General features: G+C 45.3%; 19 protein-coding genes, 4 tRNA genes and 1 other annotated feature. Of the genes, 12 read left to right on the top strand and 11 right to left on the bottom strand.

Features of this window, described 5'->3' with window-relative positions; all coding sequences use genetic code 11:
- Nucleotides 1-69: 69 nt before the first annotated feature.
- The 7 genes from trpA to OCV24_RS08735 form a co-directional block, all read right to left on the bottom strand.
- Complete coding sequence (trpA, locus tag OCV24_RS08765) at nucleotides 70-876, bottom strand: tryptophan synthase subunit alpha (RefSeq protein ID WP_077680251.1); 807 nt, start codon at nucleotides 874-876, stop codon at nucleotides 70-72.
- Entirely contained in the window at nucleotides 876-2,066 is a 1,191-nt protein-coding gene (gene trpB, locus OCV24_RS08760) for a tryptophan synthase subunit beta (RefSeq protein ID WP_017055104.1), read from the bottom strand. Before trpB ends, trpA begins: the two co-directional genes overlap by 1 nt.
- Nucleotides 2,067-2,197: 131 nt before the next feature.
- Nucleotides 2,198-3,649: a bifunctional indole-3-glycerol-phosphate synthase TrpC/phosphoribosylanthranilate isomerase TrpF gene (trpCF, locus tag OCV24_RS08755; RefSeq protein ID WP_137008719.1), complete on the bottom strand. Its 1,452-nt coding sequence runs from the start codon at nucleotides 3,647-3,649 to the stop codon at nucleotides 2,198-2,200.
- Between the two features lie 25 nt (nucleotides 3,650-3,674).
- On the bottom strand, nucleotides 3,675-4,670 hold the full coding sequence (trpD, locus tag OCV24_RS08750) for an anthranilate phosphoribosyltransferase (RefSeq protein ID WP_150877900.1): 996 nt from the start codon (nucleotides 4,668-4,670) through the stop codon (nucleotides 3,675-3,677).
- Nucleotides 4,671-4,679: 9 nt separating this feature from the next.
- Nucleotides 4,680-5,324 carry an aminodeoxychorismate/anthranilate synthase component II gene (locus OCV24_RS08745; protein ID WP_137027089.1) on the bottom strand — a complete coding sequence of 215 codons (645 nt, stop codon included), beginning with the start codon at nucleotides 5,322-5,324 and terminating at the stop codon, nucleotides 4,680-4,682.
- A 2-nt stretch (nucleotides 5,325-5,326) separates the two neighbouring features.
- Nucleotides 5,327-6,934, bottom strand: a complete 1,608-nt coding sequence (locus OCV24_RS08740) for an anthranilate synthase component 1 (protein WP_046222796.1) — start codon at nucleotides 6,932-6,934, stop codon at nucleotides 5,327-5,329.
- A gap of 125 nt (nucleotides 6,935-7,059) precedes the next feature.
- Nucleotides 7,060-7,174: a sequence feature (Trp leader region), on the bottom strand.
- Nucleotides 7,121-7,246, bottom strand: coding sequence for a trp operon leader peptide (locus OCV24_RS08735; protein WP_017055109.1), 126 nt, complete (start codon nucleotides 7,244-7,246; stop codon nucleotides 7,121-7,123). Its footprint overlaps the feature before it by 54 nt.
- A 120-nt stretch (nucleotides 7,247-7,366) precedes the next feature.
- Here OCV24_RS08735 and rnm point away from each other — a divergent pair, with 120 nt between their 5' ends.
- The 3 genes from rnm (at nucleotide 7,367) to rluB (ending at nucleotide 10,106) form a co-directional block, all read left to right on the top strand.
- Nucleotides 7,367-8,236 (top strand): RNase RNM, encoded by an 870-nt coding sequence (gene rnm / locus OCV24_RS08730; RefSeq protein ID WP_137027091.1) that lies wholly within the window; start codon nucleotides 7,367-7,369, stop codon nucleotides 8,234-8,236.
- 55 nt (nucleotides 8,237-8,291) lie between these two features.
- The gene (locus OCV24_RS08725) at nucleotides 8,292-8,912 is read left to right on the top strand and encodes an L-threonylcarbamoyladenylate synthase (protein ID WP_017055111.1); all 621 of its coding nucleotides are present in this window, start codon (nucleotides 8,292-8,294) and stop codon (nucleotides 8,910-8,912) included.
- 159 nt (nucleotides 8,913-9,071) lie between these two features.
- On the top strand, nucleotides 9,072-10,106 hold the full coding sequence (gene rluB, locus OCV24_RS08720) for a 23S rRNA pseudouridine(2605) synthase RluB (protein WP_017055112.1): 1,035 nt from the start codon (nucleotides 9,072-9,074) through the stop codon (nucleotides 10,104-10,106).
- Between the two features lie 230 nt (nucleotides 10,107-10,336).
- On the opposite strand, the gene OCV24_RS08715 is transcribed toward rluB, so the two are convergent.
- From OCV24_RS08715 to efpL, 3 genes are all read right to left on the bottom strand, one after another.
- Nucleotides 10,337-10,819: an RNA methyltransferase gene (locus OCV24_RS08715; protein WP_017055113.1), complete on the bottom strand. Its 483-nt coding sequence runs from the start codon at nucleotides 10,817-10,819 to the stop codon at nucleotides 10,337-10,339.
- A gap of 147 nt (nucleotides 10,820-10,966) precedes the next feature.
- A complete protein-coding gene (locus OCV24_RS08710) occupies nucleotides 10,967-11,296 on the bottom strand; it encodes an HI1450 family dsDNA-mimic protein (RefSeq protein WP_017055114.1) in 330 nt (109 codons plus the stop codon).
- A gap of 10 nt (nucleotides 11,297-11,306) precedes the next feature.
- Complete coding sequence (efpL, locus tag OCV24_RS08705; RefSeq protein WP_017055115.1) at nucleotides 11,307-11,876, bottom strand: elongation factor P-like protein EfpL; 570 nt, start codon at nucleotides 11,874-11,876, stop codon at nucleotides 11,307-11,309.
- Between the two features lie 137 nt (nucleotides 11,877-12,013).
- On the opposite strand from efpL, the gene OCV24_RS08700 reads away from it, so the two are divergent.
- Nucleotides 12,014-12,781: a nucleotidyltransferase family protein gene (locus OCV24_RS08700; RefSeq protein ID WP_017055116.1), complete on the top strand. Its 768-nt coding sequence runs from the start codon at nucleotides 12,014-12,016 to the stop codon at nucleotides 12,779-12,781.
- A 91-nt stretch (nucleotides 12,782-12,872) separates the two neighbouring features.
- On the opposite strand, the gene OCV24_RS08695 is transcribed toward OCV24_RS08700, so the two are convergent.
- On the bottom strand, nucleotides 12,873-15,236 hold the full coding sequence (locus OCV24_RS08695; protein WP_146442838.1) for a DNA polymerase II: 2,364 nt from the start codon (nucleotides 15,234-15,236) through the stop codon (nucleotides 12,873-12,875).
- Nucleotides 15,237-15,661: 425 nt separating this feature from the next.
- On the opposite strand from OCV24_RS08695, the gene uvrY reads away from it, so the two are divergent.
- From uvrY to OCV24_RS08655, 8 genes are all read left to right on the top strand, one after another.
- Complete coding sequence (uvrY, locus tag OCV24_RS08690) at nucleotides 15,662-16,306, top strand: UvrY/SirA/GacA family response regulator transcription factor (protein ID WP_017055118.1); 645 nt, start codon at nucleotides 15,662-15,664, stop codon at nucleotides 16,304-16,306.
- A gap of 17 nt (nucleotides 16,307-16,323) precedes the next feature.
- Entirely contained in the window at nucleotides 16,324-18,156 is a 1,833-nt protein-coding gene (uvrC, locus tag OCV24_RS08685; RefSeq protein WP_136979227.1) for an excinuclease ABC subunit UvrC, read from the top strand.
- A gap of 46 nt (nucleotides 18,157-18,202) precedes the next feature.
- Nucleotides 18,203-18,760 carry a CDP-diacylglycerol--glycerol-3-phosphate 3-phosphatidyltransferase gene (pgsA, locus tag OCV24_RS08680; protein WP_017055120.1) on the top strand — a complete coding sequence of 186 codons (558 nt, stop codon included), beginning with the start codon at nucleotides 18,203-18,205 and terminating at the stop codon, nucleotides 18,758-18,760.
- 266 nt (nucleotides 18,761-19,026) lie between these two features.
- Nucleotides 19,027-19,100 (top strand) — tRNA-Cys (locus OCV24_RS08675).
- Between the two features lie 34 nt (nucleotides 19,101-19,134).
- Nucleotides 19,135-19,210, top strand: a tRNA-Gly gene (locus OCV24_RS08670).
- Nucleotides 19,211-19,290: 80 nt separating this feature from the next.
- Nucleotides 19,291-19,377 (top strand) — tRNA-Leu (locus OCV24_RS08665).
- A gap of 32 nt (nucleotides 19,378-19,409) precedes the next feature.
- Nucleotides 19,410-19,485 (top strand) — tRNA-Gly (locus OCV24_RS08660).
- A 647-nt stretch (nucleotides 19,486-20,132) separates the two neighbouring features.
- The gene (locus OCV24_RS08655) at nucleotides 20,133-23,084 is read left to right on the top strand and encodes a pyridoxal phosphate-dependent class III aminotransferase (protein ID WP_208806546.1); all 2,952 of its coding nucleotides are present in this window, start codon (nucleotides 20,133-20,135) and stop codon (nucleotides 23,082-23,084) included.
- Nucleotides 23,085-23,091: the final 7 nt, after the last annotated feature.

Here is a 23,091-nt window from a genome sequence, read left to right as displayed (position 1 = left end):
TTTTTTTATTTGAATCGTTGGTTCTATTTACTGCCCATTGCTTACGAGCGTCTATTTAATGACCGTAGATTATTTCTGCGTAGCCGCTTTCATTGGCGTTACAAACTCAGCAAGTGCTTTAAGCATTGCTTCTGGTTGTTCAACGTTGTTTTCAATGATTTTCACAACCGCTGAGCCAGAGATAGCACCGGCAGCACCAGCTTCGATGGCTTCTTTTACTTGCTCGGGAGCAGAAATACCGAAACCAAGTAGTGCTGGTGGAGCGTCAAATTTGTTCAAACGATCAAGCAGTGCGCTTACTGGCATGTTTGCCTTGGTTTCTGCCCCCGTTACGCCAGCACGAGAAAGTAGGTAAGTGTAACCACCACCTAGCTCAGAAACCGACTGAAGCGTCTCATCACTTGCTGTTGGTGGAGCAATAAAGATTGGGTGAACGTCAAATTTCTTAGCTGCAGCAACAAACTCGCCACTTTCGTTGGTTGGTACATCAGCAATCAGTACTGAATCGATACCTGCTTTTGCACAACGCTCGTAGAAGTTCTCGATACCACGTGCGTAAACCAAGTTTGCGTACATCAGTAGGCCGATTGGCAGCTCTGGGTAGTTAGCGCGGATTTGCGCAATAAGGTCAAAACACACATCTGGCGTGACTTTTGAATCTAATGCACGGATGTTTGCGCCTTGGATTGTTGGGCCATCTGCAAGCGGATCAGAGAATGGAATACCAAGCTCAAGTGCATCTGCACCCGCTTCAACCAAAGTTTCCATGATCTTAAGAGATTGCTCTGGGTTAGGATCACCAACCGTTACGAATGGTACAAATGCGCCCTGATTCTTTTCAGCTAAGCGAGTGAAGAGTGATTGATAGCGATCCATTATAATGCTCCTTTCTCTTTAAGAATGTCGTGTACAGAGAAAATATCTTTGTCACCACGGCCAGATAAGTTAACGACCAATAGTTGTTCTTTCTCTGGATCGTCGTGAGCCATTTTGATGGCATGAGCCAAAGCATGAGATGACTCTAGCGCTGCGATGATACCTTCGTTACGCGCGATAGCTTGGAAAGCTTCTAGCGCTTCGTCATCGGTCACGTTGTCGTATTCAGCACGGCCAATAGCATTTAGGTGTGCGTGTTGAGGACCAACTGATGGGAAATCTAGACCAGCAGAAACAGAGTAAGACTCTTCTACTTGGCCATTATCATCTTGCATCAGTGGTGCTTTCATACCGAAGAAGATACCCGTTTTGCCGTGCTTAAGTGGCGCGCCGTGTTGGTCGGTATCAATACCTTTACCAGCAGGCTCTACACCGATCAGGCGTACAGACTCTTCTTCAATAAAGTCAGCGAACATACCGATAGCGTTTGAACCACCGCCGACACAAGCGATAACCGCATCTGGAAGGCGACCTTCACGAGCTAAGATTTGGTGCTTCGTTTCTTCACCGATCATGCGTTGGAAATCACGAACAATCGTTGGGAATGGGTGAGGGCCAGCCGCAGTACCCAATAGGTAGTGCGCGTCTTCATAAGTTGCAGACCAGTCACGTAGCGCTTCGTTACATGCATCTTTTAGCGTTGAAGAGCCAGAATGAACAGGGATAACTTCTGCGCCCATTAGCTTCATACGGAACACGTTCGGGCTTTGACGTTCAACGTCTTTTGCACCCATGTATACACGACACTTAAGACCTAATAGAGCACATGCTAGAGCCGTTGCCACACCGTGTTGGCCTGCGCCAGTTTCAGCGATGATTTCGTTTTTACCCATACGTTTTGCTAGCAATGCTTGACCAAGTACTTGGTTTGTCTTGTGAGCGCCGCCGTGAAGTAGATCTTCACGCTTTAGGTACAGTTTGGTCTTTGTACCTTTTGTTAAGTTGCGTGCTAGCGTTAGCGCCGTTGGACGACCAGCGTACTCTTGAAGAAGCGTCATGAATTCGCTGCGGAACTCAGGATCGGCTTGTGCATCGATAAATGCTTGTTCAAGTTGGTCTAGTGCTGGCACTAGGATCTGCGGTACGTATTGACCACCGTATTCACCAAAGTAGGCATCGAGTTTAGCCATTGTGTTATTCCTTCAATTCTATTGATGTGTATTCACACCAAGTCATTTAATCTTGCTTGAGCTTCGCAGAAGGCAAAGCTCACAAATATGTTTTTAGTTTCTGCTTTCTAATTTCTAACGCCGAGCTTGGACTAGTAATTACGAATCGCTGCAAAAGCGCGTTGCAGTTTTTCTGCGTCTTTTTTACCTGGAGCGGATTCAACGCCAGAGTTTAGGTCTAGCCCCAAGCAGCCCAACTTAGCCGCTTGGTTAGCATTTTCAGGATTTAGGCCACCCGCCAACATGATTGCGCTTTGGTTGTTGATTAGGTTCCAATCGAACACTTGGCCTGTGCCGCCTGTTTGAGAACCCACTTTAGTATCTAGCAGGTGGCGAGTCACGTTGCTTTCCAGTAATTCTGGTAGCGAGCTTTTAGCACCGGAATCAGCACCAGAAGCAACACCATAAGCTTTCCAAATCTCAACGCTTTCAGGCAGTGATTGTTTTAGCTCATCGACATATGCTTGAGACTCATCACCGTGCAATTGCACAGCGAACAGGCCTAGCTCAGAAACCGTTTTCGCAACGTCAGTAACGCTATGGTTTTGGAACACACCTACGTAGTTCAAAGGTGCGCCGCTCATAGTCAAACGAGCTGCTTCGATATCCACATAACGCTTAGATGCTTCAACGAAAATCAGGCCACCGAATACCGCACCAGCTTGATACGCTTTCGCTGCATCAACAGAGTGAGTTAAACCACACACCTTGTTTTCACCCAGCGTTACTTTACGCACCGCAAGCTCAAGGTTCTTCTCAGCCATTAGAGAGCTACCGATTAGGAAGCCATCTGCAAACGTTGAAAGGTCACGCACTTGTTGATGTGTGTAGATGCCAGACTCTGAAATCACGACTGCGTTTGGAGCCAGTTCGCGAATCAGCGGCGCCAACTCTTTAGTACGGTTCAAATCAGTCGAAAGGTCACGTAAGTTACGGTTGTTAATACCGATCACTTTTGCGTTTAGAGCGACTGCGCGGTGAAGTTCTTCTTCGTTGCTGACTTCGGTTAGCACACCCATGTTGAGTGAGTGAGCGACTTCTGCCAGCGCTTTGTACTCCTCGTCATCCAGTACCGATAGCATCAACAAGATAGCATCAGCGGAGTAATGACGAGCTAAGTAAACTTGGTAGGTATCAACCATGAAGTCTTTACACAGGATAGGCTGCTTAGCAATGCTGCGAACCTTAGGTAAAAACTCAAAGTCACCTTGGAAGTACTTCTCGTCTGTCAGCACTGAAATCGCGTTTGCGTGGTTGTTGTAAACCGACGCAATGTAGTCCAGGTCAAACTCGTCACGGATTAAACCTTTTGACGGAGATGCCTTTTTACATTCAGTGATGAAAACAGTTTGCTTGCCGCTCAGAGCATCATAAAAGCTGCGGTCTGTTGCAGTTAGTGATGCTTTAAACTCATCTAATGGTTGAGTCTGCTTACGTGCTTCAACCCATTGGTATTTATCACGAACGATTTTTGCTAATACTTCCGCCATTTCAGCTTCTTTGACTGAAACGTGGGTCGACAGTTTATCGGTAGTCTGTGTCATGTTCTTTGTCTCGATTCGTCGTTCGTTAGGCGTGCGCAGCAAGCTTTTGTACAAGCTCGTACGCTTTGCCTGAGTTCATTACGTCAATCGCTTGCTGTGCGTTGGCTTTTAGGTCTTCGTGACCAAACAGACGCATCAATAGAGCAACGTTGACTGCCACTGCGCCAACTTGGGCTTCAGTGCCTTTACCCGTCAGGATATCGGTTGTGATGGATTTGTTCTCCTCTGGCTCGCCGCCCTTAATCGCTTCAAGAGGGTGAGTGTTCAAACCAAAGTCAGCCGGTGTCACTGTGTATTCGTGAATCTTGCCATCTTTAATTTCAGCAACAATGGTCTCGCCGTGAATCGCTACTTCATCAAGGCCGCTACCGTGAACAACCGCCGCGCGCTTCATACCCATTTGTAACATGGTTTCTGCGATAGGGCGTACTAGCTCTTTGCTGTAAACACCCATTAATTCGATGTTAGGGCGCGCTGGGTTAATCAGTGGGCCAAGAATATTGAAGATAGTGCGTGTTTTCATTGTTTGACGAACCGGCATCGCGTGACGTACACCGCCGTGATATTGCGGAGCAAATAGGAATGCTACGCCAAGTTCATCAACAGCCGTACGTGTGTCTTCTGCTGTCATCGCTAGGTTGATACCGAACGAGTCTAGTAAGTCAGAAGAGCCTGATTTGCTCGATACACTGCGGTTACCGTGCTTCGCGACTTTTAAGTCACACGCTGCGGCAACAAACGCAGAAGTCGTCGAAATATTAATGGTGTTGTGACCGTCGCCACCTGTACCTACGATGTCTGCGAAATCGTAATCAGGGCGTGGGAACGGGTTTGCATTCGCAAGCAGTGCTTTTGCTGCGCCTGCGATCTCATCGGGCGTTTCGCCTTTGATTTTTAGTGCAGTCAGCGCTGAAGCCATCAAGATTGGGTCAAGTTCACCCTTGATGATCACATCAAATAACTGTTGGCTTTCTTCTTGAGTAAGAGACTGCTGTTCGTAAAGCTTATTAATCTGTTCCATGATTTCGTCCTAGTTAGTCTTTTGGTCAAGAGTCGCTGTCTTCTCAAGGGGAGAGCTTTTCTCTAAATGAATAGGTTTCTCAAGAGCCCATTCGATAGCGTTTGCTAGAAGCGTTGCACCGTAGGTCGTCATAATTGATTCAGGGTGGAATTGGAACCCACAAACCTTGTCTTGTTCTTGAACCACAGACATCACCAAATCATCGACTTCAGCTGTCACCGTTAGGCTATCAGATACATGCGTTGCCACCAGAGAGTGGTAGCGAGCGATAGCCAATGGCGAAGGTAAGCTTTGGTAAGTCGCATGGTTTTGGTGTTCCATCATCGACACCTTACCATGAATGATTTCACCAGCGCCTGCAACGGTGCCGCCATAGGCTTCAACAATTGCTTGGTGGCCTAAGCAAATACCAATCATTGGCACTTTACCTTTTAGAAGCTGAATCAGCTCTGGCATACAGCCCGCATCTGCTGGAGCGCCAGGGCCTGGCGAAAGCAGTGCAACAGGGTTGTCTAGTTCGTCGATCGCTGCTTCAACAACCTTTGCCGGAATGTTGTTACGGTAAATTTTTACGCTGTGACCTAATGAACGAAACTGGTCTACAAGGTTGTAAGTGAACGAGTCGAAGTTATCGATGAATACAATATCAGCCATGATTACGACTCCTTCTTGTTTGATGTTTGCTGATTTGCTGCTGCGCTTTTAGTATGTGCAGCTTGAATCGCAGAGATAACCGCTTGTGCCTTGCCGCGAGTTTCATCGGCTTCTGCTTGTGGGTCAGAGTCGAATACCACACCAGCGCCAGCTTGTACTTGTGCAACGCCATCTTCAACGTAAGCAGAACGAATTACGATACAAGTATCTAGAGTCCCTTCACCGGTTAGATAACCGACTGCACCACCGTAGCTACCACGACGCGTTTTTTCTACGTCACGAATAAGCTGCATTGCGCGGATTTTTGGTGCGCCCGTTAGCGTGCCCATGTTCATACAAGCTTGGTAAGCGTGCAGAGCATCTAAGTCTTCACGGAGCTGACCAACAACACGAGAAACCAAGTGCATTACATGGCTGTAGCGATCTACTTTCAGCAAGTCTGCTACGTGGCGAGTGCCTGCTTCAGCAATACGAGCTACATCGTTACGTGCTAGGTCGACTAGCATCATGTGCTCGGCGTTTTCTTTCTTGTCGGTGCGCAATTCAAGCTCGATACGGCTGTCTAGGTCGAAATCGATTTGACCATTCGGGCGCTTACCACGGCGACGAGTACCAGCAATTGGGTAAATCTCGATTTGGTTGGTTTCGGTTTCGTATTTCAGCGCGCTTTCTGGAGAAGCACCAAACAGAGTAAACAGCTCATCTTGCATGTAGAACATGTAAGGGCTTGGGTTACTTTGCTTGAGCTCTTTATAAGCCGCCAGTGGAGCTGGGCAAGGTAGAGTAAAGCGGCGTGAAGGTACTACTTGGAATACGTCGCCTTTAACTACGTACTCTTTTAGGTTACGAACCGTTTGGCAGAACTCTTCATCTGAAACGCTTGGTACCGCTTCAACGTTGTCTAGTGGCGTTACTTCTGTGATGGCTTTCAGTGACTGACATTGAGTTTGAATGTCGGCTAGACGGTCAGTTAATTGCGCCTTGATGCTATCATCTTGAGCAAACAAGCTCGCGTGAAGTAGGCCTTCGTGCTCTTGGTGATCGAAACGCAGTAGTGTTTCAGCTACGTAGAATACAAAGTCAGGGCACTTGTTGGTTGCTTCCGCATCGCCTAACGGTTCAAAGTTTGCCACGATGTCGTAAGCGAATAGGCCTGCCATGAATAACGCGTGTTTGTTGCTTGGGTCTTGCTCGAAACTGTGCTGAACCAAACGTAGAGCGTCAAAAGAAGAGGCTTCTCTTAAACGCGAGTCTTCGTCCAATTCGTTGCTTGGCTCGACAAAAGATAGCGTTAGTAAGTTTTCGCTCAGATCAGATTTAATCTCTGTTTTAACGTTTTGAGTTAGATGCTCGATCAGTGCTTGACCGTTTTGAGTCAACGCTTGAAAGGTTACTTCATGTCCGCGACATACGATGCGAACTGCAGAATCGATAAGGAGTAGGCTTGTTAGGTTCTGTTTAGATTCAATTTCAGCAGATTCCAGCAGCAAGCTGTCTGTTTTATTTTCACACAACGTATGAAAAACACTGGTTGGATCTTGCGAGTAGGGAACTGAAGAATTGATGGTCTCAATAGCTCCCAGCTTTTTGATTTCAATGGCCTTGTTCACAAGACCTCCTTTATGATTTTTTAAATTTCCTGCCGTACATAGTCGCATAAAGATACCCTTCACCCAATATAGAATATGGTCAACTCGTTGATTTGTTAGTGAGTGGAATGTGAAATGTTCGACAAATTAAAAAGCCCGCTATGAAAGCGGGCTTAGTGATAACTTTTTTATAAACAAATCGTTTAACTAGAAGTACACATTAGCCCACCAAGAACTTGTCCAAGTGCGCCACCAATTAAGTTCTGAACTTGCTTCTGCTGAAGAAAGTTCTAAAACTTTATCTTTATGGTACTGGTTAAATTCTTGTAACATAGTGGACCTATCAAATGTGATACTTCGTATTTGTGTACTAGTTAACTAGTTTTACTCTTGCAGGTCAAGTGTGTTGACACAAATATAACGATAAAAATTGAAAACAATGAAAAAGAATATATGAGAATTGATCTACATAGTCATACAACAGCCTCAGATGGCCGACTTACTCCACCTGAGCTGATTGACCGAGCGCTAGGCTTTAACATCGAAGCGTTAGCGATTACAGATCATGATACGACTGATGGACTTGCTGAAGCACGCAACTATATTGCTGACAACAACCTTCCTATTCAGTTGATTAACGGAATCGAGATTTCAACCGTTTGGCAAAACAAAGATATCCATATTGTTGGGTTAAACGTCGATCCTGAATCGCCAGAATTGAAAACGTTAATTGAACAACAAAAGCTTCATCGTATTGGGCGTGCCGAGATGATTGCTCAACGACTCGAAAAAGTGACCCGAGCAGGGGTGTTAGAAGAAGTTAAAGTGATTGCGGGTGATGCGCCTATTACTCGCGCTCACTTTGCTAAGTGGTTAGTCGATAATGGCTACGCGAAAACCATGCAGCAAGTGTTTAAAAAGTTTCTGACTCGCAACAATCCAGGTTATGTACCACCAACATGGTGCTCAATGGGTGACGCTGTAACGGCCATTCATGCGGCAGGTGGACAAGCTGTGCTAGCACACCCTGGAAGGTATGGTCTCACCGCGAAGTGGATTAAGCGTCTTCTCGCTGCATTTGTTGAAGCAAAGGGTGACGCTATGGAAGTTGCTCAACCTCAGCAAGCGCAACAAGAAAGGCGCACACTTGCGGATTATGCTATACAATACAAACTATTAGCCTCCCAAGGCAGTGACTTCCATTATCCGTCTCCGTGGATGGAACTTGGACGTAATCTCTGGCTACCTTCTGGGGTCGAAGAAGTATGGAAAGATTGGGAGTTTCAAACGGTTTCACCATCTGATACCAATGACAGTATTTAGGTGAACCAGCTCCTTCTGATGATAGAGTCGAGAGATTCGATAACGAGGATCAACAATGAGCCAGTTTTTTTATGTACATCCAGATAACCCACAAGCGCGTTTAATCAGCCAAGCGGTTGCTATCATTCGTAATGGCGGAGTTGTGGTTTATCCAACAGATTCCGGTTATGCGCTGGGTTGTCAGCTTGAAAACAAACAAGCACTTGAACGTATTTGTAAAATTCGCCGTATAGATGATAAACACAACTTCACTTTGTTATGCCGTGATCTTTCTGAGTTGTCATTGTATGCACGAGTCGATAACGTGGCTTTCCGTCTGCTTAAGGCACATACGCCAGGTGCTTACACGTTTATCTTTAAAGCAACCAAAGAAGTGCCAAAGCGTTTGATGAATGCCAAGCGTAAAACGATTGGTATTCGTGTCCCAGACAACAAGATTGCACTCGACTTGTTGGAAGCGATGGGCGAACCACTGATGTCGACGTCATTGATTCTTCCGGGTAACGAGACTACTGAGTCGGATCCAGAAGAAATTCGTGACAGCCTAGAGCATGCGGTTGATGTAATTTTGAATGGTGGCTACCTAGGTGAGCAACCAACGACGGTTATTGACTTCAGTGACGATGATGCAGTGGTTCTACGTCGTGGTGCTGGCGATCCTGCGCCGTTTGAATAATCGCTTTACTGATTAACAGTCTGTAACGATACAGCAAGCCTGCCACAGTAAATAACAAGTGCTTTTTGGCAGGTTATTTGCGATAATACGCGACCGCGATTTGGTCGCGAAAAATTCATTCGACGTCTGTGAAGACGACAATTAGGTAGAAAAGAGTAAATGAGCGAAAAATTACAGAAGGTTTTAGCGCGAGCTGGTCACGGTTCTCGTCGTGAACTAGAAGGTTTAATCAAATCTGGTCGTGTAAGTGTTAACGGTCAAGTTGCGAAACTGGGCGAGCGTCTTGAAGACGAGAACTCAGTGATCCGTATCGATGGCCATACTGTTTCAGGCAAGGCTTCTGAAGAAGTGGTTTGTCGTGTACTTGCTTACTACAAACCTGAAGGTGAACTTTGTACTCGTCACGATCCTGAAGGCCGCCGTACTGTTTTCGATCGTCTACCTAAGATCCGTGGTTCTCGTTGGATTTCAGTTGGTCGTCTTGATGCAAACACATCAGGCCTTTTGCTTTTCACTACTGATGGTGAGCTTGCAAACCGTCTAATGCACCCAAGCCGTCAGGTTGAGCGTGAGTACCTAGTACGTGTATTCGGTGAAGTGACTGAGCAAAAAGTTAAAAACGTTACTCGTGGCGTACAACTAGAAGACGGCATGGCTCGTTTTGAAGATGTGGTTTACGCTGGCGGTGAAGGTATGAACCATACTTTCTACGTAGCGATTAACGAAGGTCGTAACCGTGAGGTTCGTCGTCTTTGGGAATCTCAAGAAACGACAGTAAGCCGTCTGAAACGTGTACGTTACGGTGATATCTACCTTGATAAGAAACTGCCTCGTGGCGGTTGGAAAGAGCTAGATCTTCAAGAAGTTAACTACTTGCGTGAGCTTGTTGAGCTTAAGCCAGAGAAAGAGACACTGTTGGACCTTGATCCTTCAAACACTTCTCGTAAGCGTGAGCGTTCTCGTAGCCAAAAAATTCGTCGTGCTGTTAAGCGTCACGAAGAGCGTGCAAACGCACCAAAAGGCCGTAGCAATCAAACTAAACGCAAGAAGCCTGCAACGCGCGGTACTACAACACCTGATTCAGGTCGTAGCGCTCCAGCTGCAAACAAAGGCAAACCTCAGGCTAACAAAAGTAAGCCTAAACTGAACAACGGTCGTCCGGCTAAACCAGCTAAGCCAAGAACACGTCAGTAATTACGGCAGTAGTTGCTACAGTTCTTAAGCTTAAAGCTTCATTAGCTAAAAGCACTGAATACTAAAAAACCTGCTCATTGAGCAGGTTTTTTACGTCTAGAAGAAGTAAAAGATGCGGGACACGAGTAATCGAGTATCGAAAATATACTGCCATAATCGGCAGTAGCATGCTCTTCGCATCTCTTATCTCGTTTACGCGCATCTATAAATCTTTTCGTATCTCGTTGTATTTACTTATGGTTCGAAAAGTTATCGCCTTTCGCTAATCGATCGTAAAGCACAACGTTTACTGATGCGGCTAGGTTCATGCAACCATTGGTTGGGACGTAAATCGTCTCACGACAGAAGTCGGTGATCTCTTTCTTTAGCGTGCCGTCTTCAGGGCCAAAGATGTAAAACGCACGTGGTGGATGTTTGTAATCCGGTAGAGGCTTTGCGCCCTCAATCAGATCGACAGCAACAGGTACGCAGCCTACTGGAATGATGTCTTTCAGATTTTCAACACCAATTAAAGGCAGTTCTAGGTGCTTCTCTTTGGTATCGGTATGGAATTTTCGCGCGTGGTCGTAGCGAGTGCCCGTGTAAAACACAGAGTTGGCGCCGTAGCAGCCAGCCGCTCGCATTACTGAGCCTACGTTTTCAGGCGTCTTTGGGTTAACTAGGCCAATGCAGGCATAGCCTTTCGATTGTGTGTCTGTTTTTGCTTTGGTCATAATCAGTGAATCTAACGTTGATGATGAAAGTGGGTAGTCACGATGGGGAATAGCGTGATAAAAATAGCCGAGCAATGGGCTCGGCTAACTTTTAACTAGCGTACATGAATACTTGTTTACTCATGCAGATGAGCGTCAACAGCGGTATTAGTCGCGTTTCCACAGCATGTGACAGAACTTATGGTCTGGATCACGGCTGATTAGCATGCGAGCAAATACGTCGTCTAGAACGTCATCCGCTTCATTCACAAGACCAATGCGCACTTCAGCGTAGATTTCTTTGTCGACTTCAAAGCCAACATGTTCAACCCAATCATCGCCAGTTTCAACAAGCTCTGCTGCGCCACGATCTTCAAACTGAGCCGTGAAAAGAATCACGTCTGCAGGTTCTAGGTTGTCAGGTGCCATCTCTAGGAAGATGTCGTATGCAGTGTCAATTGCGTCGTCATAAGACATTAGGTCGTTAGCTTCGGTCATAATAAGTATCTTAGCTTGCGCGGTTCATGTATTTACGTTCAGCAGTGTTTACTACTACTTTGTCGCCAGTCGCGATGTACTCAGGTACTTGGATTGTAAGACCTGTAGATAGACGAGCAGGCTTAGTACGAGCAGACGCTGATGCACCTTTGATTGAAGGGTCAGTTTCTTCGATAACTAGCTCAACAGAGGTGGGTAGCTCAAGCGTCGCAGCGTTGCCATCGATAAGGATCGCGTACATACCTTGAGTTTCTTCGTTGATGAATAGTAGTTCGTCTTCGATTGTTTCACCGTTGAAGATGAATTGAGTGTAATCTTCGTTATCCATGAAGATGTACTCGTTGCCATCAACGTAAGAGAACATTACTGCACGCTTAGTTACGTCGATAGTTTCAACGATTTCGTCAGCCTTGTGGCGAACTTCAGTTTTAACGCCAGTTGCTACATCGTTACCACGGAAGCGGTAAATTTTTTGGCCGCCACGGCCGCCTGGTGTTGTTACTTCGATATCTTTAACGATCACTGTTTTGCTTTCTACTGTGATAGCAAAACCTTTTTTAATTTCACTTGCTCTAGGCATTTTGTGTTTGTCCTTATTGGGTCTATCCGCTGATTATATCTCGGAGATGCTATAAATAGGAATAGCTTGAATCATAAAGTCACCTAGGCGATCATAGAGTTATAGTTAAATCATTATTTTATTTACCGAAACGACCTATGCAGCTACCTGTTATTGACCCAACACAGCCTTTTCAACCTGAATTCCAACCTGTGGTTAACGATCTGATTACCTTCTTAAAAGGTGGGTTAGGTTCTAATCTACACAGTGTCTATATTTATGGCAGTGTCGCTCGCAAGCAAGCCGTCGTCGGTCGCTCAAATCTTGATGTGGTTGTAGTGACACACCGCCCGTTTCCTGAACAACGAACCACGCTGTTAAACACCATTAAATGGCGCTTCCAAAAAAGCTTCCCGCAGGTCACTCAAGTCGCGATTAAAACTACCTTAGTGAGCGAGATAGTCGATTTCGACAACATCTTCACATGGGGTTTTATGCTCAAGCATTTAGCCGTGTGTGTGCATGGTGAAGATTTGTCAGATTGCTATGGTGATTTTGAAACAAGTTGGGAAATTGCTAAGCACTGGAATATGGATGCTGAAAACTGGTTAGCGGTGTATCGCAACAAGATTGCACGAGCGACAACGTCAGAACAACAAATCGCTGCGCAGGTGATTATCGCCAAGAAGCTTTTACGAGCGAGTTACTCACTGGTGATGTACCGCGATAAATATTGGTACGATGATCCATTAGAGTGTGGTCAACAGTTCTTGAAGTATCACCCAGATAGAGAAGTCGAAATCCAAAGACTGGGGATTTTACTTTCTGGTAGACCAATCCCTAAACGTTCGGTGATCGGTATTCTTGATGGCTTTGGTGAATGGTTGATTAAGCAGTATCAGAAAACCGAGTTCAGAATCGGATAGAGATTTATAACGGGTTAATTGATACTAAAAAGCAGAGCGTGCTGAAGAGCATGTCTCTGCTTTTTTCGTTTAAAGGGCATATAAAATAGTGCTAGAACAGACCCAACTGCTGCCCACTGACTCTTTCAAAATCTAAACCGATGAAGGGTAGGATAGCCTCTGCGACGGGCTTAATCTGTTTGTCGATATAGTGCTGATAATCGATACCACTCTTTAAATACTCTTTGGGCTCAGGGCCACTCAGAGTAATCAAATACTCAATACGTCCTTTGTTTTGGTATTGAAGAGGGCGTCCTAACTGAGCATTAATCTCATCGGCCATACGAGCTGCGCGAACCTGCGGCGGAATGTTCTTTTGGTATTCATGTAATTTGCGGCGTAAGCGCTTTTGATACACCAATAAATCATCATGTTTGCCAGCAGAGGTTTCATCAACAAACTGCCTAACATAGTCGGTTGGGTCTTGATCGTGAAACACCATCTCATACAAGGTTTGTTGGAATTGCTGGGCGAGAGGTGTCCAATCGGTGCGTGCACTCTCTAGTCCTTTAAAGATGATCTTCTCTTGGTCGCCTTGAGTGATTAAGCCTGCATAACGTTTCTTCGAGCCAGTTTCTGAACCTCGAATGGTTGGCATCAGGAACTTGCGATAGTGAGTCTCGTATTCCAATTCAAGTATCGAGGTTAGGTTGTAGGTCTCTTTGAGATGATTCGTCCACCAATCGTTTATGTAAGCGACAAGTTCATTCCCGATCTCGTCGGCTTGTCGTTGATCATAACTGCCATTCAGAGACACGAAGGTTGAATCGGTATCGCCGTAGATAACTTGGTAGCCTTTGTCTTCGATAAGCACTTTGGTTTGCTTCATGATCTCATGCCCACGCATGGTAATCGAAGACGCTAACCGGGTATCGAAGAAACGACAGCCAGACGAACCTAACACACCATAGAATGAGTTCATGATGATCTTAATCGCCTGAGAGAACGCCTTCTCGTTGTTCTTCTTCGCCACATCACGTGCAGCCCAGAGGTTTTCAATCATCTCAGGCAAGAAGTGTTTAGAACGGTGGAATTGTCCACCGCGGAAACCATCAACCGCTTGGTTTTCTGCAGTCCCTAGTTCCAACTTCAACCCTTCAATCAGCCCCATAGGGTCAATCAGAAACGAGCGAATGATCGATGGATACAGGCTCTTAAAATCGAGTACCAAAACTGAGTCGTAGAGGTTGGGAATTGAATCCATCACATAACCGCCGGGGCTTGCAATCCAATTCTCTGGCTCTAAGTTCGGTGCGACATAACCCGCTCTGTGGATTTGAGGCAGATATAAGTTAGTAAAGGCAGCAACAGATCCACCAACGCGATCCAGTTCTACACCGGTTAATCGAGAGCGTTCAATCGCGAAGTCGAGTAAGTGAGTGTGTTCGAAGATGCTGTTGACTAGCACGCAGTCTTGAAGGTTGTACTTAGCGAGTGAAGGTTTATCGAACTTAAACATTCGGTTTATCTCATCCATACGGTCATGAACGTTGTGGATGTCTTTGCCTTCACCAAGCAGTTCTTGCGATACCGATTCAAGTGACCAAGAACGGAAGTGGTAGGTCGCAGTCTTGAGCATATCGATGCCATCCAAGACAACGCGCCCTGGAATCGTGATAAAGCCTTGCTGATTTTGTGCCGAACTGCGGAAAAAGCTCGGTTGGTTGTCTCTGCCGATGTTGAGCTTCACTTCGTTCCATTCTGAACGTTTGTGTAGCAGCCTAAAATCGAAGTCGATAATGTTCCAACCAATAATGATGTCAGGATCAAATTCAGAGAACCAAGCTATCATTGCTTCGAGTAGCGCTTTCTCGTTGGCAACCCATTGGATATTGGTTTCAGCTTGTTGTGCTTTGCCGACCATTATTACTCGGCTGTCCATCGGGCTGTCTAGGCCAATTGAATAAAGCACGCCTTTTTCCGAACACTCAATATCAAGCGAGACCACAGATAGATTAGGTAAGTAATCACCTGCTCGGCATTTCGCATTAGAGACTCGACGATGCCGATTTTTTTGCGTAGCAGATCCTGTGAACTCAATACTTCCTTTGATAAAACGTTCCATTAAGAATCGATCGGCGAGTCGAATATCGCTTTCAAAGGTTTGAATTTCTTCGTTGTGGAAGGCTTGCGCTAGACCAAAGCTACTTCTCGACAGCGAGGTGTAACACGCGGCGAGAGGTATTTGCTCGAATGTGGCTAGTTCTAGAGGCTTAAATTGGCAATCAATCGACTCTTTCGCTGCGATTGCCTGACATGCTTCAACGTCAGATTGAGCTACAAAAAATACAGGTTTTTCATTTTGAATTGTCAGCAGAGTAGGGCCTTGAGGGGTGCTTAACCACAAGTCGATTTGTGTGCGCCCTGAAAAATCTCTTGCTTGTCTTGTGAGTACAAAGCCTTGCTGAATATCCAATGTAGTAACCTATTGAAACTGGGAATCGAATACTACCATCTAGCGCCGAATTTCGCACAACAGGCTGACCAAATAGTCATTAATTTATCGGTAATAGCGTTGAATAACGGGACTATATAAGCAAAAAAGTGAAATTGTCACGAATGGTTATTCAATGGTATTGAAAATATTTTTATCTTATGTAATTTTATTGGCGTTGTTTTAACTAGTTGACTTTTAACAAAAGCTTGTTGTTTTAGCTGCCTTATTTATAAATAAGTACTTGCTAAAGTTCGTATTTCAGCACATATTCAACAGAGCTTTTTTTTACTAACTAAGTTAAGATGTACTCAATGCTGCGATTCACTGTTCATTCGTTTAATTGTTTCAAGCAAATGAAACGGCACAGTGGTTGCAGAGCCAATTAATAGTGTGGAGATACAAGTTTGATAAATGTTTTCCTTGTAGATGATCACGAGCTGGTTCGCACAGGGATACGACGTATTATTGAAGACGTCCGTGGAATGAACGTAGCAGGGGAAGCTGAAAGCGGTGAAGATGCTGCAAAATGGTGTCGTACTAACAATACAGATGTCATTTTGATGGATATGAATATGCCTGGTATTGGTGGCTTAGAAGCAACCAAGAAGATTTTGCGCTTCAACCCTGATGTTAAAATCATTGTTTTAACTGTTCATACGGAAAATCCGTTTCCAACTAAAGTGATGCAAGCTGGAGCTGCTGGTTACCTTACTAAAGGGGCAGGTCCGGATGAAATGGTCAATGCCATTAGAGTGGTGAATAGCGGCCAACGATACATTTCTCCAGAAATTGCGCAGCAGATGGCTTTGAGTCAGTTTTCGCCTGCGTCTGAAAATCCATTCGCAGACTTATCTGAACGTGAATTGCAAATCATGATGATGATTACCAAAGGTCAGAGAGTGACGGATATTTCAGAACAACTCAATCTAAGCCCTAAAACAGTCAATAGTTACCGCTACCGTTTGTTCAGTAAACTGGATATCAGTGGCGATGTAGAGTTGACGCATTTAGCGATTAGACATGGAATGCTAGATACTGAGACCCTTTAACACTGAGATCGTATAGTGTGACTAACTTGTTTGACTCTGTCTCATTCCTTAAGACAGTAACAGAACAGCCTGGCGTTTATCGAATGTATAACGCCGAGGCTGTTGTTATTTACGTCGGTAAAGCTAAGAACCTCAAAAAACGCCTTTCCAGTTATTTCCGGAAAAAAGTCGACGGTGAAAAAACACGCGCTTTAGTTAGCAATATCGACAAGATCGATGTCACTGTAACGCACACGGAAACAGAAGCGCTCATTCTTGAGCACAACTACATCAAGCAGTACTTGCCTAAATACAATGTACTTTTGCGTGATGATAAGTCGTACCCTTATATTTTTATTAGTGGTCACAAACATCCTCGTTTGTCGATGCATCGTGGTGCTAAGAAGAAAAAGGGAGAGTACTTTGGTCCTTATCCTGATTCCGGCGCTGTGCGTGAGACGTTGCACCTAATACAGAAAATTTTTCCTGCTCGTCAGTGTGAAGATACGGTTTATGCCAACAGAACACGCCCATGTTTGATGTATCAGATTGGTCGTTGTGCAGCGCCATGTGTCAGTTCGATTATCTCTGATGAAGAGTACAGTGAACTTATCGACTACGTTCGCCTGTTCCTGCAAGGGAAAGATAAGCTGGTTCTTGAAACACTCATCGACAAGATGGATAAGGCGAGCCAAGAGCTTCGTTTTGAGCAAGCGGCTGCTTTCCGCGATCAAATCCAAGCGATCAGACGCGTTCAAGAGCAGCAGTATGTATCTGACGATTCTATGGAAGATATGGACGTGTTGGGGTTTGCCCAAGAGAATGGCGTGGCGTGTATTCACATCTTGATGATTCGCCAAGGCAAAATCTTAGGTAGCCGAAGCCATTTCCCTAAAATCCCCAACAATACGGTGCGAGAAGAGGTATTTTCGAGCTTTTTAAGCCAATATTATCTAGCGCACAATGAAGCGAGAACCATCCCGACTCGTTTAATTTTAAATGCCGATTTGATGGATGATGTCACACCTATTCAAGAAGCATTGTGTGAAGTCGCAGGCCGAAAGATACACTTCAACTCCAATCCTTCTGGGACTCGAGGCCGTTACCTTAAGCTATCGAATACCAACGCATTAACGGCAATAACCACCAAGATTAATCATAAGATGACGATCAATCAGCGCTTTAAAGAGCTTCAAGAAGTGCTGTCGATGGATGCTATCAAACGCATGGAGTGTTTCGATATCAGCCACACCATGGGTGAAAGCACGATCGCTTCTTGTGTGGTATTCAATCCAGAAGGACCAGTTAAACCAGAATACCGTCGCTACAACATCACGGATATTACAGGCGGCGATGACTACGCGGCGATGGCTCAGGCGCTGGAGAGGCGTTATTCGAAGCAGCTTGATGTCGATAAGATCCCAGACATCATCTTTATTGATGGCGGTAAAGGGCAGTTAAATAGTGCTTATGAGATTATTTCTAAATACTGGGGAGATTGGCCGGTTAGACCAAGAATGATGGGTATTGCAAAAGGGGTGACTCGTAAGCCTGGCCTAGAAACCTTAGTGACCTTAGAAGGCGAAGAATTTAACTTACCCAGCGATGCGCCAGCGTTACATCTAATTCAACACATCCGTGACGAGAGCCATAATCATGCAATTGCGGGACACAGGGCGAAACGAGGTAAGACGCGTCGAACCAGTGCACTGGAAGGAATCGAAGGGGTAGGACCAAAACGTCGCCAAGCATTACTGAAATATATGGGGGGCTTACAAGAACTTAAGCGTGCAACTGTCGAAGAAATAACCAAAGTGCCGGGCATTAGTCATTCTTTGGCAGAAAATATTTATCAAGCATTGAAACAATAGTAAAAATCCCGCACCATTGACGCGCGATTAATAAGAGCCTAATAAAATGCGTTTAAATATACCTAACATTTTGTCCTTGCTGCGACTATTTCTGATTCCAGTGTTCGTTGTGGTTTTTTACTTACCTTATGAATGGGCTCCTTTTGCTGCTGCAATGGTCTTTTGGGTTGCGGGTTTCACCGATTGGCTAGATGGCATGCTGGCACGCAAGCTTGGACAAACCTCTCGCTTTGGTGCATTTATTGACCCTGTCGCTGATAAAGTACTTGTTGCGACTGCTCTTATTCTTATTACTGAACATTACCACTCAATTTGGATTACTATTCCAGCGGTAACCATGATTGCTCGCGAAATTATTATTTCCGCTCTTCGAGAATGGATGGCGGAAATCGGCAAACGTGCAAGTGTTGCTGTGTCTTGGGTTGGTAAGGTTAAAACAGTTTCTCAAATGTTCGCGTTATGGGTACTTATTTGGCGTTATGACGATTGGATGGTTTGGGTTGGTTATATTGCGCTCTATGCTGCAACGCTTCTAACTTACTGGTCTATGGCGCAATACTTGATGGCCGCCAAAGACGATTTGTTAGACGAGAAACATCATTGATGAAGAAGCGAGCTGAGGCTCGCTTTTTTGATCTTTAACCTTAGGTTAAGTTGTCAATACTGGACATCTAATGTGATATAGATCTCCTTTGAATAACCCGCTCACAGTGTGTTTTGAACATAAAGTCAGCTATTTGGCCTGTTTCGTATGAAATCTACCCAAACGAATTAAAAATACAAAAATAATATTGACTCAATCGTCTGAATCCGTAAAATGCATCCCGTACTCAAGAGGATGGCAATGAGCGATTCGACTGGAGTTACTAAGGCGCCTTGGCAGAGTGGCTATGCAGCGGATTGCAAATCCGTGGACCTCGGTTCGACTCCGGGAGGCGCCTCCATTCTCTTTCTTCTAGAAAGAAGTTGAATGAAAATGCGATACTAGCTCAGTTGGTAGAGCGCAACCTTGCCAAGGTTGAGGTCATCGGTTCGAACCCGATGTATCGCTCCAAAATTTGTAGTGTTGATTGGCGTCAGCATTAAGATGGTGTTTTACTTTTCAGTAATCGGCATCGCAATAAAGAATTGCGTGCCCTGGTGGTGGAATTGGTAGACACAAGGGATTTAAAATCCCTCGGCGTTCGCGCTGTGCCGGTTCAAGTCCGGCCCGGGGCACCATCTATTAAAGTCTTTATCTCAATAAAGCAAATGCGATACTAGCTCAGTTGGTAGAGCGCAACCTTGCCAAGGTTGAGGTCATCGGTTCGAACCCGATGTATCGCTCCAAATTAGAAAGCCCGAACAGAAATGTTCGGGCTTTTTTGTTTTCTGCTATTTTAATTTCTCGTTACCCTCAAAAATTGACACTTAAATATCGATATTTTAAGTAATCACCCAACCAAATCTTGTATTTATGAAGCCATCACTAAAAATTATTGATAGTTCATTTCACTTTATGTTACTTTCCCGCTTAATCTCGGAATGGATGATGTTCAAAACGAATCATGATGGCTTCTGGGGGATACGCGTAATGACCATTCTTGCTGATTGGGACATAACGTAGGGTAGGTATCGGCTAGTCCTTAAGCTGATAGACGGGATACTTATGGCGCCATTCGCCATGTTAATGGGAAACCCAACATTGAACACACTAAAAACAACATTGCTAATCAGCTCTGCATTTCCAAAGGGACTAGCGCTTCATAGCTGTCCGATCCTGCAAAAATGTCCAATTCTTCAAAACAGTAGCATTACTGAACCTTGAGCTTACGTTAACAATTTATCGCTGTCTTAAGACGGCCTAATTTCGTGTTCGTCATTTGACTTATACGAGCGTACAGCTATATCTCATTTCTAGACAACGCACATACTTCATAATGAACTCTCTAATATAAACAGAGAGTTATAGTGAAATCGAGTCTGGTGAGATGAGTATGAACTCATTCAAGGGGACTTTTATGACTACTGCCTTTGAAGCCGATATCAATACTATCGCAAATTCATTTTCAACTATGGTTCCTATCGTAGAGGGAGCGTACGACCTAACACCTGACGCTATTTTGCTAGAGCAAGAACAGCATGAGTCGGATGTTCGCTCTTACCCAAGACGACTGCCTATTGCTATTAAGCGAGCATGTGGCGCTTTAGTTGAAGATACTCGTGGCCAGATCTTTCTCGATTGCTTAGCCGGTGCAGGTACACTTTCTTTGGGTTATAACCACCCAGAGATTAACCAAGCACTTAAAGACCAACTTGATTCTGGTCTACCATACCAAACTCTTGATATTACGACTCAAGCAAAAGAGACGTTTATCAAGCGAGTTAAAGCTTTTCTTCCTCAAGACTTTTCAAATAACTCGGTTCTTCAATTCTGTGGCCCATCGGGAGCTGATGCTGTGGAAGCGGCGATCAAGCTCGCTAAGCAAACCACAGGTCGCAACACCATGTTTGCTTTTCGTGGTGCTTACCACGGCATGACGAACGGCACCATGGGCATGATGGGCAACCTCGGCACTAAAGAGCGTCGTAGCGGTTTGATGTCTGACGTACATTTCATGCCTTTCCCATACAACCTCCGCTGCCCGTTTGGCATTGGTGGTGAGGCAGGTGCCAACGCGAGCGTTCGTTACATCGAGCGCATGTTGAATGACGACGAATCCGGCATCATGAAACCAGCCGCGATGATCGTAGAGCCTGTGCAAGGAGAGGGCGGTGTGATTCCGGCTCCTGCTTCTTGGTTGCAAGGCCTACGTCGTATCTGTGATGAACACGGCATCCTACTGATTTTTGATGAAATTCAGTGTGGTGTGGGCAAAACGGGTCATAGATTTGCGTTTGAAGAGTCGGGTGTTAACCCTGATATCTTATGTTTGTCTAAAGCGATCGGTGGTGGACTGCCGATGTCGCTACTTGTGTTCGATAAGAGCATTGATACATGGAAAGCGGGTGAGCACACAGGTACATTCCGTGGTAATCAATTAGCTATGGTGTCTGGCGCTAAGGCGTTGGAAATCATCGAGCGTGATGGTTTGGTTGAACACGCGAACATCGCAGGCCAATACTTACGTCACGGGCTTGAGAAGATTCAATCGCGTGTGAGCTGTATTGCTGAAGTTCGCGGTAAAGGCTTGATGCTTGGCGCTGAGATCAAGCAACCAAATGGTGAGCTTAACAAGTTTAACGAACCACAATCCGACGGCGAACTAACCCTAGCTATTCAACGAGCAGCACTAGAGCGCGGCTTGATGGTTGAGAAGGGTGGGCGTGATGGTTCGGTCATTCGTTTCCTTCCGCCAATGATTATCTCTTTTGAGCAGATCGACTTTGCATTGCGCGTGATGGAAGAAGCGATCATCGCAGCGGGTGGCGGTTTGCAACAAGACCCAGCTTCAACCGAACAAGCAAACCAAGAATGGAACAGGCATTTCATCCAGACAGGTTTAGGTGGTAGCAACGAATTTGCTAATGTGATGAATCAAACCACCCAAGCGATGAAAGCCGTTTTTGAGCAGGTTGAAACTCCATATTCAGGTCTAGAACCAAAAGTGCTAGAGGCCGCTATCAAGGCTGTCGACCTAGATAACAATCAACACGCTTTGGTTGATGTTGTAGATAGTACTGCAGACCTTGTCGCTGCAAACTCCATCTTCGTACAACACCCAGACTGTATTGCACACCTTCACACTCCTCCTCTTATGGCTTCTGTAGTAGCCGAATCGATTATCGCGGCGTTGAATCAATCAATGGATTCATGGGACCAAGCGTCTGCTGCGACTTATGTTGAGCAGCGCGTCGTGGATTGGATGTGTGACAAATACCAACTTGGCGCACAAGCAGACGGTGTTTTCACCAGCGGAGGCACGCAAAGCAACCTAATGGGTTTATTGCTTGCGAGAGACTGGGTTGCCGATAAGCACAATGGTCATTCTATCCAAAAGCTTGGCTTACCAGAATACGCGAGCAAGCTGCGTATCTTATGTTCAAAGAAATCTCACTTTACGGTTCAAAAGTCAGCCTCCCTACTAGGGCTAGGCGAAGCGGCAGTGTGCTGTGTTGATACCAATGCAAACGGCACTATCAAGCCTGACTTGCTAGACGCAGAAGTGAAAGCGCTGAAAGCTCAAGGGTTGATTCCTTTTGCTGTTGTTGGTACGGCGGGTACAACCGATCACGGTGCTATTGATGATCTTGAAGCGATTGCTGACATCGCAAATCAACAAGATCTTTGGTTCCATGTCGATAGTGCTTACGGTGGTGCGCTTATCTTAAGTAGCCATAAAGCTCGTCTGAAAGGCATCGAGAAAGCGGACTCAGTCAGCGTTGATTTCCACAAGTTGTTCTTCCAAACAATCAGTTGTGGTGCTGTGCTGCTGAAAGACAAAGCGAACTTTAAGTACCTATTGCATCACGCAGATTACTTGAATCGCGAGCACGATGAGCTGCCGAATCTAGTCGATAAGTCTATTGCGACTACTAAACGCTTCGATGCATTGAAAGTCTTCATGACGATGCAAAGCGTTGGGCCAAAGCAATTGGGCGATATGTACGATCATCTTCTAGAGCAGACGCTTCAAATTGCCGAACTGATTCAGAAGCATGACGATTTTGAACTGCTTGCTGAGCCGTCACTGTCTACTGTGCTGTTCCGTTCGGTGCCTAGCAATGGGCAATCAGCAAACAGCGCTATTGATTTAGACAAACTGAATCAAACGCTAAGACTGGAAGCACTGACTCGTGGCGTTGCCGTGCTTGGCGAAACGGTTGTTGACGGTAAAAGCGCGCTGAAATTCACTATCTTGAATCCGTGCTTAACGACATCAGATTTCAAATCTCTAATTAACAAAATTCAAACTTTAGCTATTGAGCTAGCAGAACAACAAGGGTAATTAAAAC

It is taken from the genome of Vibrio kanaloae, from assembly GCF_024347535.1.
GTDB classification, from domain to species: Bacteria; Pseudomonadota; Gammaproteobacteria; order Enterobacterales; family Vibrionaceae; genus Vibrio; species Vibrio kanaloae.
Note: the sequence above shows the minus strand (reverse complement) of the source record. Positions and strands in the feature narration are given on the sequence as shown.